At 70.2% G+C, this 10,077-nt stretch carries 6 protein-coding genes; 4 read left to right on the top strand and 2 right to left on the bottom strand.

The window, feature by feature from the left end; all coding sequences use genetic code 11:
- Positions 1-331: 331 nt before the first annotated feature.
- Complete coding sequence (locus tag JHN45_RS54500; RefSeq protein ID WP_307783270.1) at positions 332-1,816, bottom strand: M4 family metallopeptidase; 1,485 nt, start codon at positions 1,814-1,816, stop codon at positions 332-334.
- Positions 1,817-2,039: 223 nt separating this feature from the next.
- Between JHN45_RS54500 and JHN45_RS33820 the strand changes: the two genes are divergently transcribed.
- From JHN45_RS33820 to JHN45_RS33810, 3 genes are read left to right on the top strand one after another with little or no spacing between them, the layout of a single operon-like run.
- Positions 2,040-3,359 carry an aminotransferase class I/II-fold pyridoxal phosphate-dependent enzyme gene (locus JHN45_RS33820; protein ID WP_201052897.1) on the top strand — a complete coding sequence of 440 codons (1,320 nt, stop codon included), beginning with the start codon at positions 2,040-2,042 and terminating at the stop codon, positions 3,357-3,359.
- Between the two features lie 35 nt (positions 3,360-3,394).
- On the top strand, positions 3,395-4,288 hold the full coding sequence (locus tag JHN45_RS33815) for a dihydrodipicolinate synthase family protein (protein WP_201052895.1): 894 nt from the start codon (positions 3,395-3,397) through the stop codon (positions 4,286-4,288).
- 11 nt (positions 4,289-4,299) lie between these two features.
- The gene (locus JHN45_RS33810; protein WP_307783269.1) at positions 4,300-5,550 is read left to right on the top strand and encodes an MFS transporter; all 1,251 of its coding nucleotides are present in this window, start codon (positions 4,300-4,302) and stop codon (positions 5,548-5,550) included.
- Between the two features lie 39 nt (positions 5,551-5,589).
- On the opposite strand, the gene JHN45_RS33805 is transcribed toward JHN45_RS33810, so the two are convergent.
- Positions 5,590-6,093: a GNAT family N-acetyltransferase gene (locus JHN45_RS33805; protein WP_201052892.1), complete on the bottom strand. Its 504-nt coding sequence runs from the start codon at positions 6,091-6,093 to the stop codon at positions 5,590-5,592.
- 559 nt (positions 6,094-6,652) lie between these two features.
- Here JHN45_RS33805 and JHN45_RS33800 point away from each other — a divergent pair.
- Positions 6,653-9,970, top strand: coding sequence for a lectin (locus JHN45_RS33800; protein ID WP_236584412.1), 3,318 nt, complete (start codon positions 6,653-6,655; stop codon positions 9,968-9,970).
- Positions 9,971-10,077 lie beyond the last annotated feature (107 nt).

The following is a 10,077-nucleotide window of genomic DNA, read 5'->3' as shown; positions in this document are numbered from 1 at the left end:
GGCCCGTACCGCACGCCAGTTGCTGCTGTGCGGGGCGGGCGACGGAGCGGGCGGGGTGGGGGAGGCGTGACGTGCGGGCCGGTGTCGCAGCGGGTGTAACTCGGAGCTGTCGGTGGACATTCCAAGGTCTCCTAGTGGGTCGTGGGCCCCAAGAAGTGCCGACCGCGAGAACGCGGGGGAGCGGTCCCGGTCACCGCACGCTATGCGGGCGTCGGAGCGCGCGCAGGACTTCCGACGAACTCCCTGGTGAGGACCGCTGCACCGCGCTGACCTCGGATGTTGTGGGTGTGAGGGGTGGGATGGAACACTACGGGAGGGTCGTGTGGGGCACCTACTCACTGACCCCGACGGCGGACCAGGCGTCGATGACCGCGCGGTGTTCGTCGCCCTCGCCGTAGCGATGGAGCGCCGCGGCGGCCGTCAGGCGGGCGAAGTCGGCGAACTGTACGTTCTCGTGGAGTTCGGCGCTGGTGAGGGCCGCCCACCAGATCTGTCCGGCCCGCTCCCACGCCTTGCCGCCGAGGCGCTCGGCCACGAGGTAGAACGCGTGGTTGGGGATACCCGAGTTGAGGTGCACGCCCCCGTTGTCGTGCTCCGTGTGCTCGTAGCCGTCCATCGTCCTGGGCTGCGGGTCGGTGCCCAGCACGGCGTCGTCGTAGGCGCTGCCGGGATCCTTCAGCGAGCGCAGCGCGCGGCCGTCGACGCCGGGAGCCAGCAACCCGGCGCCCAGTAGCCAGTCCGCCTGATCCACGGTCTGATCGAGCGTGTACTGCTTGAGCAGCACTCCGAAGACATCGCAGATCGAGTTGCGCAGGGCCCCGGCCTGTCCGTCGTAGGGGATCAGGCTCAGTTCGCGGATTCCCTTCCAGACCTCGACGCCGATGATGTCGACGCACTTGGTGAACCGGGTGAAGATCCGGTCGTCGCCGTCCCCCAGGACCAGGACCTCGCCGTTCCAGAACGCGTTGTTGTACTTCCGGTCGTAGTGGACGACCGCCGCGATGGGTCCCTCGCCGGGCGTCGCGACGTACTCGCGGCCGAAGACCTCCCGCAGAAAGTCCGACGTGGCCACGATTCCCTCGTACGCCTCGTCGACGGCCGGGTCACCCGCCGGGCCGTGACCGGTCGAACGGGCCACGGTGGAAAGGCTGTTGAGGTCCGTGCCCCACCGGGCGTCGAAGACCACGTGCTTCACGTCGGCGGCCGACGCGAGGTCCGGGTTCCGTACGACGCGCCCCTCCTCCACGTACACCTCGGCACGGCGGAGGACGAACTGCGGCGGGGCCTGGTCGGTCAGCCGTTCCAGCAGGAGCAGCGGGACCACGCTGGAGTGCAGCAGCGCGGGTTCCAGCGGACTGGCGCTGCGTTCGACCAGCTCAAGCCGGCTCGTCCACGCCCGGATCTGGCCCTTGGAGATGCGGGCCACCTCCCCGATCTCCGTGATCGCCCGCACCAGCCGCTGCACGGCGTCCCGGGCCAGATCCTCGCGGGCCTCCTCGGAGACCGTGTCCCCGGTGATGAACGGCATCGCTTCCAGGGCCTCGTAGCCACGCAGTACGGCTTCGAAGATCCCGCTGTCGCGTTTGCGCGCGAGCAGCGGCCCGTGGTCGTCCCACGCGGTGCGGCTCGGTGCGGGCGCCGCCCAGTGCCCGTATCTGCGGTAGTACGCAACTGCCGTGCTGTTCCTGGTCAGTTCGGCGTAGATCAGCCTGGCCGCCGTGCGGGCATTGCTGTGGGTGCGCAGCAGTCCACCGGCGGCTGTGGCGACGCCGCCGCCCGCCGCACCGATGAGCGCGGCTATCAGCGTGCTGTCCATGCTTCCCCGCTTCCCCCTGGCGTTGACGCACATGTTCAGGCAAGCAGCCGGCCCCGGCGACGTCCAGGGTTTTCACCCGCTCGACCAGGGACCACGGACAGGAGCAGGAGATGTCGTTGGCGTCTGCGGTCGCCAGTGACGTATGTTTGGCATAGGACAAACTTTGGCATAGGACGAATCCTGCTGCGCGGATGACTCCTTCTGCGCGGACGGAGCCGATCACGTGGGTATCAGGGGCGTCACCGCGGCCGAGATCGCGGGGAGCGTGCGGGACGCGGTCGCCTCGGGCGAGTTGGCACCGCAGTCGAGTCTGCCCCCGGTACGGACGCTCGCGGCCGAGCTGGGCGTCAACCGGAACACGGTCGCCCTCGCCTACCGACGGCTCGTCGAGGCGGGAGTGGCCGAGACGCGGGGCCGCGGCGGCACGGTCGTCGCGGTGGTCCCGCAGCTCGCGCGCGAAGGCGTCGGGGTCGGCGGCGACTGCGTCGACCTGGCCAGCGGCAACCCCGACCCGAGGCTGCTGCCCGACATCCTGGCCGCCACCCGGCGCGGCGACTACACCCCGCCGCTGTACGGCGTGCCCGCCATCGACCCCGGCCTGGAGACCTGGGCCTGCGCCGACTTCTCCGAGGACATCGACCAGCCGTTCCGCATGCTGGTGACGCACGGAGCGGTGGACGCCACCGAGCGGCTCCTGAACGCCCACCTCACCCGCGGGGACCTGGTGGCGATCGAGGACCCCTGCTTCCTGGCGAGCATCGGCACCCTGCGCCTGAACGGCTACCGCACGGCACCCGTCGGGGTCGACGGCGCCGGCATGCGCCCCGACGCCCTGCGGGCCGCCCTGGAGGCGGGCGCCCGCGCGGTCGTCTGCACACCCCGGGCCCACAACCCGACCGGCGCCAGCCTCACCGGGGAACGGGCGGCCGACCTGCGTGCGGTCCTCGCGGAACACCCCCAGGTCCTGGTGATCGAGGACGACCACTTCTCGGCGGTCTCCGCGCGGTCGTACCACCGGATCACACCACCGAGCAGTCCACGCTGGGCACTTGTGCGGTCCGTCTCCAAGTTCCTCGGACCGGACCTGCGACTCGCCCTCGTCGCCGCCGACGCCGAGACCACTGCGCGACTCGAAGCGCGATTGAGCGCCGGCACCGCCTGGGTCAGCCGTCTGCTGCAGCACATCGCCCGCGAACTCCTGCGCGATCCCCGAGTCCACGAACTCCACGAACGGGCCCGCGAACTCTATGCACGGCGCAGCGGCCTGCTCGTCGAGCAACTGCACGCGCAGGGCATCGAGGTCCCGCACCGGCCTGATGGACTGAACGTATGGGTCCAGCTCGACGTCGACGCACGGGCCGTGGTCGCGGCCCTGGCGCAGCGGGGCTGGGCGGTGCGGCCGGGCCACCTCTTCGCGCCGGATCCGGCCGCTCACCAGGGCGCGATCCGGGTCACTTCCGCCACCCTCACCGAACCGCAGGCCGAGGCCTTCGCCACCGCACTCGCCGCGGTCGTCGCGGAACTGCGCGCAGCGGCCAACTGACCGTCACCAACGCCCCATTCACTCAAGGAGTCATCATGTTCCGCGGCCTGAGCGCCTTCCCCCTCACGCCCACCGACGAGCAGGGCATCGACGAGACGGCGTACGCGGCGCTCGTCGCCCGACTCGCCGCCGCAGGCGTGGACTCCATCGGTGCGCTCGGCTCCACCGGCGGCTACGCGTACCTCACCCGGGAACAGCGCGCCCATGCCGCGAAGATCGCGGTCGAGGCCGCCGACGGGGTACCCGTCATCGTCGGCATCGGCGCGCTTCGCACCGCGCACGTGCGGCAACTGGCCGAGGACGCCCAGCAGGCGGGCGCCTCCGGAGTGCTGCTCGCCCCGATGACGTATCAACTGCTCACCGAGGACGAGGTGTTCGGCCTGTACGAGGACGTCACACGCGACCTCTCCGTACCCCTGTGCGTCTACGACAACCCGGGCACCACGCACGTCCACTTCACCGACGAACTGCACGGCCGTATCGCGCAGTTGCCCAACATCGGCTCGATCAAGATCCCCGGCGTGCCCGACGGCCCGCGCGAGGCGGAACTCCGGGTCGCCGCGCTGCGCGCGCTGATCCCCGACACCGTCACCATCGGGGTGAGCGGGGACTGGACGGCCGCGCGCGGTCTGAACGCCGGGTGCGACGCCTGGTACTCGGTCCTCGGCGGCACCTTCCCGCTGACCGCCCTCGCCATCACCCGCGCCGCCCAGTCCGGCCATGCAGGCCCTGCGGTGGACCTGTCGGAGCAACTGGAGCCGCTGTGGGCCCTGTTCCGCCGCCACGGCAGCCTGCGCGTCATCTCCGCCGCCGCCTCCCACCTGGGCCTGACGCAAGAGCCGAACCTGCCGTTGCCGCTGCGGGGGCTGGACGAGACCGCCCGCCAAGAGGTTGCCGCCGCGCTGGACACCCTCGGGCTCACCTCCTGAGCACGAACGCGGTGAACCCGCAGAACGCGGCAAGCACCACACCCAGGTCGTGGGAGGCCTCGCCGCCACCCGGACGCGGCGTCGGCGGCCTGGTGCGCTACGTCGTCGCCGCGGCCCTCGCCCGCACCGCGGACGGCGGAGCCGTGGTCGCCGTCGTACTGCTCGTCACCTCGTCCGGCGGCTCCGGGACGCTCGCCGGGGTACTCGGCGCCTGCATCACCGCCCCGCACCTCCTCGGCCCCTTCGTCGCGCGGACGCTCGACCTCGCCCGGGACGGCCGCAAGGTCATCGCGGCGGCCTGCCTCCTGTACGCCACCGCGCTGACCGCGGGTGTCCTGACGTACGGCCACTCGCCCGTCGTACTGACCGCGCTGCTGCTGGCCACGGCCGGAGCCTGCGGGCCGCTGCTGACCGGCGGCATCAGCAGCAGACTGCCCGCCATCGTCGGACCCGAACTGCGCACCCAGCGCCGGGCCCAGGGCTGGGACGTGGCCACCTACGGCATCGGTGGGACCGTCGGCCCGTCCCTGGTGGCCGCTCTGTCGGGCTGGGTCTCGCCCACCGCCGCGGCTCTCGCACTCGCCCTCGGAGCGGCCACCGCGGCGGGCGGTGTCCTGCTGCTGCCCCTCACCCCGCCGTCGCACGGTGGCGACAGGGCGGCGATCCTCAAGCCAGGAGCGACCCTCGCGCTGATAGCCCGCACGGGCCGGCTCCGGCGCACCGTCTACCTGACGATGGTCGTCGCCCTGAGCGTTGCCACGCTGCCGATCACCGCGGTCCACCTGACGAAGATCCTCGGCATCGAGCCCGCCACCGCGGCCCTGCTGACCGCCGCCTACGGCCTCGGCAATCTCACCGGGTCCATAGCCGTGATGACGTTCCCGCTCACCGGCGCCCCGGATCGGCTGATGCGCCGCCTCGCCCTGGGCGTCGTCGCCGGCCTCCTCACCGTCACCGTGAGCCCCGCCTTCGCGGTGTCCGTCGCGGCCTACGCCCTCACGGGGATCCTCAACTCCTTCTTCTTCGCCTCCACCCTCGCGGCCCGCACGGAGTACGCGCCGAGCGGAGCGCGCGGCCAGGTCTTCATCTGGGTCGCGGCTCTGAAGATCACGTCCGGATCCGCCGGCACGGCACTGGCCGGCTCCCTGACGGGTGTGTCCGTCCGACTGCCACTCGTCGTCGGCCTCCTCGCCGTCTCCGTGGCCGTCGCTGCCGCAACCGCCGAGACGCGCTTCGCGAGAGCAGGTGAGAAGGACTCCTGACCGCGCCGAGGAGGAAGCCGCCTACGCCCAAGGAGCGCGTTATGCCTGGGCATTCTCGAATTCGCGCACCATATACACCTCGTCGTGCAGACTGCCGTCGGCAGCGAGTGTGTTGCGCGGCATACGACCGACCTCGACGAAACCCTTGTTCCCGTAGAAATCCACGGGCCCGCTCTGCCCGTCGGTCGTGAGATGGAGCTGACTCAGCCCCACGGAACGGCAGATGTCCACGGCGGTGTCGAGCATCGCCGATCCAATCCCCGCGCCCTGGGCTTCGGGAAGTACGTGCATACGCTTCAGCCAGCCCCAATGACTCTGGGTGTGGTCGCGGTTCAGAACGGTTGCCGGCCAGCCCGGGAGTTCGTCGTCGCGCCGCACCACGACGAGATGGGCTCCGCAGCTTCTGACCGTTTCGGATTCCAACGCGGTAGTCGGTTCCGGATGGCTGACCACCCTGGCACCGCTGGGGAGTTGAAGAAACGTGGCGGCGGAAGAGCGGGGCAATTGCGACCCGGTGCGGCTGTCCGCTCGACTTGAATGCATGGCGCCCATTCTGTTCGGTCGCGCCGGATGCCTCCGGCGGAGGCGGCGTAATCCAGGAGCCGTATCCGAACTGGGGAATGGGCGTCTCATGGCGTCGGGCTGACCAAGTGCAGGGAGATATTTGCCGGAACCATTGCCGGGCCCGCCGGTTGCGCGACCGATTCGAGAGGTAGGCGGTCGGGTCGACAGGTTTGCGACGGGGTTTGCGCACACGGGCAATGCGGGTCCGGCCGCTCCGGAACCCTGGCATCGCCCTGTGGTGCCGTCGCCGTACGCACCCGTCCGTGAACTTCGCTTTCAGAAAGTCCCGTTGGCCTCGTTGACACGCCATCAGCTCACACGTTTCACTCGACACTCGTGCATGGCAACGTTGTCAGGCCGTCGGGGGCGACCGGAACTGTTGCCTGTCGCCGACGTGCCGGGATCTCGGTGCGTCGGCACCTGTTGTGCCAGGCACGAATCGCTGCGGAGGCAACCGATGGTGAGACCCCGACATTCAGCTGCGCCACATGACCGCAAGAGATCCCGCCGATATTTCGCCCTGTTCTGCGTCCTGGGCATGGCCGTCCTCCCGCTCCCGGCGGTGGGCAACGCCTATGCCGCGAGCGGCGCGACTCCGGCCTTGGTGACCGACCCCGCCTCCCTCGTCAACCCCCTCATCGGCACCTCCGGTGCGGTGGACACCTTCCCCGGCCCCGACATGCCGGCCGGGATGGTCCAGTGGGGGCCCGACACCACGCCCGACCGCCCCGACGGCGGCGGCTACGAGTACAACGACAACAAGATCTCCGGCTACAGCCTCACCCACATCTCGGGCCCGGGCTGCCCCGTCGCGGGCGACCTGCCCATCCTGCCGGTGACCGGCGCACTGTCGGGCGACCTCGGCACCACGTCCACCGGCTTCAGCCACGCCGACGAGCAGGCGGGGCTCGGCTACTACAAGGTCACCGACGCGAACGGCGTCAAGACCGAGCTGACCGACACCACCCGCGCCGGTCTCGGCCGCTTCACCTTCCCCGCGGGACAGCAGGCGAACCTGCTGTTCAAGCTCAGCGGCGGTGCCACCCAGATCGACGGAACCCGCGTCCAGGTCGTGAACAGCCAGGAGATCAGCGGCGCGATCGACAGCGGCCACTTCTGCGGCGCCGCCAACAGATACACGCTGCACTTCGACATCAAGTTCGACCGACCGTTCACCGCGAGCGGCACCTGGGTCGGCGGCACCATCACCCCCGACGCGAAATCGCTGAAGGCCGGCAAAGTCCAACTCGCCCCGCAGAAGACGAAGTCGGCGCCGCTGAAGGAGAAGCACTTCACCGTCCCGGCGAAGCCCGCCCCGACGATCCACACAAGCGCGACCAAGCACTCCGGCACGCCGTCACCGGCATCCAGCGCCGCACCGCGGACATCCGCTGCCGCCCAGCCGCCCACCACCGGCGCGAACGGCATGTATCTGACCTTCGACACCGCCTCGAACCCCACGGTGAACGCCAAGGTCGGCATCTCGTACACGAGCGACGCCGGAGCGGCGAACAACCTCTCCACCGAGATCAAGAAGTGGGATCTCGCCGCCGCAGAAAAGGCCAACCACGACGCCTGGAACGCGGTGCTGACCAAGCTCCAGGTCGGCGGCGGCTCCGCGAACCAGCAGACGCAGTTCTACACCGCGCTCTACCACGCGCTGCTGCACCCGAACGTCTTCTCCGACGACAACGGCCAGTACATGGGCATGGACAACCAGGTCCACACACTGGCCAAGGGACAGAAGGCCCAGTACGCCAACTACTCGGGCTGGGACACCTACCGCTCCCAGACCCAGCTGATGGCGCTGGTCGAGCCGAAGGTCGCCGGTGACGTCGTCACCTCGATGCTCAACGGCTATGACCAGACAGGCCTGTTGCCCAAGTGGGCCTCGAACAACGGCGAGAGTTACGTCATGGTCGGCGACCCGGCCGCCGGCATCATCGCCGACGCGTACGCCTTCGGCGCAACCAACTTCGATACGGCCAAGGCCCTTTCGGCCCTCCAGCACGAGGCCACTGTCCCGAACAACGACCGCCCCGGCGAGCCGGTACGGGACGCGAAGGGCTACCTCCCGCTCGACGAGAACGACTACAACTGCTGCAACTTCTACGGCCCCGTCTCCACCCAACTCGAATACGACTCCGCCGACTACGCCGTCGCCGCCTTCGCGAAGTCGCTCGGAAAGACCGACGTCTACGAGAAGTTCGCCACCCGCGCCCAGGACTGGATGAACGTCTTCAACCCGCAGACCGGCTACATGCAGGCCAAGAACAAGGACGGCCAGTTCGCGGGCGGCTTCACCCCGGGCACCTCCAACGGCTTCGTGGAGGGCACCTCCGCCCAGTACACGCCGATGGTCCCCTTCAACCTGCGCCAGCTCATCCAGGCACGCGGCGGCGACGCGGCGTACTCCACCTACCTGGACAGCCTGCTCGACGACATCACGCACCCCGGCAACACCGACGCCGACCTGAGCAACGAGCCCAGTGTCGAGATCCCCTGGGAGTACGACTACACGGGCCAGCCGTGGAAGACCCAGGCGGCCGTCCGCGACGCCCAGCAGAACCTGTACTTCAACGCGCCCGTCGGCTCGTTCGGCAACGACGACCTCGGTGCCATGAGCTCCTGGTACGTCTGGTCCGAGCTCGGCATGTACCCGGAGACCCCGGGCACGGACACCCTGGCGCTCGGCAGCCCCGCGTTCCCGGTGGCCAAGGTGACCCTCGGCAACGGCAAGACCGTCGGCATCAACGCACCGCAGGCCGCGCCCGACGCGCCGTACGTGCAGGCGCTCGCCGTCAAGGGCAAGGCGTGGAACAGCTCCTGGCTGAGCTATCAGCAGTTCCAGAGCGCGGGCACGCTCGACTTCACACTCGGCACCGAGCCCGACAAGGCCTGGGCGTCCGCCCCTTCGGCGGCTCCGCCCTCGGACACCACGGGCGGCGGCCGGGTGCTCGCGGCGACCGGTCCCTCCAGCGACGGCCTGGTGCTCCAACCGGGCGCGTCCGGTGACGGCACCCTCGACCTGACCAACCTCGGCAGCGCGGCCGTCACGGTCGACTGGAAGGCGACGGCGCCCTCCGGCGTCTCGCTGGACACGTCGTCCGGTTCGCTGACGGTACCCGCGACGGGCAGCGCCGAGGCGAAGGTCGGGGTGACGGCGGGCGCGAGCGAGGGAACCTATCCGGTCGCCTTCGCGCTCACCGACCACAGCACGGGTGCGGCCCTGAGCGGGGCGACCCTCCGCGTGGCCGTGGCGAAGTCGGGCGCGCTGTGGCCGTACGCCACCAACGAGGGCATCTACCCGGACGGGACCTCCTTCTCGGGCGGGTTCGACAACGGCGGTTGGGCCTTCTCGCAGAACGCCCTGTCGGCGGCCGGTGTCACGAGCGGCTCGACCGTCACCGCAGACGGCATCTCCTACACCTGGCCGACGGTGACGGCCGGGCAGCTGGACAACCTGGAGATGGCCGGCCAGACCATCCCGATGCCGTCCGGCGCGTCCGGTGCGTCGCTCGGACTGCTGGGGACGGCGACCAACGCGCCGACCGACGGCAGCGGCGTCTCGGGCACGGTGACCGTCACCTACACGGACGGCACCACCTCGAAAGCGACGATCGGGTTCTCGGACTGGACGCTCAACGGCGGCGGCAGCACGCCGCTCCCGGGAGACACGACGGCCGTCACGACCGCCTACCGGAACACCGGAAGCGGAGGCCGGGACAACGTCAAGGCCTACGTCTTCGCCACCAAGGTCCCGCTGGACGCGTCCAAGCAGGTCGCGTCGATCACGCTGCCGGTGACGGGCTCGACGGGCGCGGACCACCTGTTCGCGTACGGCTTCGGCCAGTGAGGCACCTGTGAGGTGCCAGTGAGGCACCAGTAAGGCAGTTGAGGCACCGGCGGTCCTGACGACGCCGGGCCGGTTCCCGGACGCGAGCCCGGGAACCGGCGCCTCAA

It is taken from the genome of Streptomyces sp. MBT53, assembly GCF_016654115.1.
GTDB lineage: Bacteria > Actinomycetota > Actinomycetes > Streptomycetales > Streptomycetaceae > Streptomyces.
Note: the sequence above shows the minus strand (reverse complement) of the source record. Positions and strands in the feature narration are given on the sequence as shown.

Bases quoted from the DNA above. Each gene is read 5' to 3' on its own strand.
- JHN45_RS33805 (WP_201052892.1), bottom strand. From the start codon at position 6,093: ATGCATTCAAGTCGAGCGGACAGCCGCACCGGGTCGCAATTGCCCCGC.
- JHN45_RS33800 (WP_236584412.1), top strand. From the start codon at position 6,653: ATGGCCGTCCTCCCGCTCCCGGCGGTGGGCAACGCCTATGCCGCGAGC.
- JHN45_RS33815 (WP_201052895.1), top strand. From the start codon at position 3,395: ATGTTCCGCGGCCTGAGCGCCTTCCCCCTCACGCCCACCGACGAGCAG.
- JHN45_RS54500 (WP_307783270.1), bottom strand. From the start codon at position 1,816: ATGGACAGCACGCTGATAGCCGCGCTCATCGGTGCGGCGGGCGGCGGC.